This is a genomic window from Polaribacter sp. BAL334, from assembly GCF_015767435.1.
Lineage (GTDB): Bacteria > Bacteroidota > Bacteroidia > Flavobacteriales > Flavobacteriaceae > Polaribacter.
On record NZ_JADWOV010000261.1, the window covers coordinates 1 to 565 of the forward strand.

Consider the following 565-nt stretch of genomic DNA (forward strand, 5'->3'; position numbering starts at 1 on the left):
GCATATGATGGTGGAGTTGGTGGAGCATCTGTTGGTTCTACAGCAGCTGGTGGAGCAGCAGCTTTAGGTCCCTTAATGTTATCAAAAAAGAAAGTTCTCTCGTCTTTAGTTACTCCTCCAAAGCCTGTTTCACCTGCTTTCCAATAAGCGTGAATAACAAAGCTTGCATATTGTCCTGAGGCGGCTGCAGCTTTTCCATCTAAAGAGGTGTTAAAAGTAAATGAAAGTGTTTGCCAAGTTCCATCACCATTGTGTGTAACCTCAGCTGCTGCCTCAGGTGCACCATTTATACCTCCATTAACTTTCACTAAAAATGATATTGGAGTTGCAGACATAACATCTACTGTCATGGTTTGCGTATTTGTCAAATCAACATTTTCAGTTAAATTTAAGTTAATACCTTGCCAAACCTCACCATTGATATTTCCAACAATTTGTAAAACTTGTGTAGTATTTGTTCCTGTTCCAGTCACAAGAGTTGGAGCGCCCATGTTACCGAATGGACCACCATTTACTCCTCCGCTTTCACCTGTTTCAAAACCAAGTAAAAGGTCTTGTGAAAACC

Annotated in this window: 1 protein-coding gene; it reads right to left on the reverse strand. The window is 40.7% G+C overall.

Going from position 1 to position 565, the window contains the following annotated elements; all coding sequences use genetic code 11:
* A partial coding sequence (locus IU405_RS05485) for a hypothetical protein (protein WP_197437609.1) occupies positions 1 to 565 on the reverse strand: 565 nt, incomplete at both ends.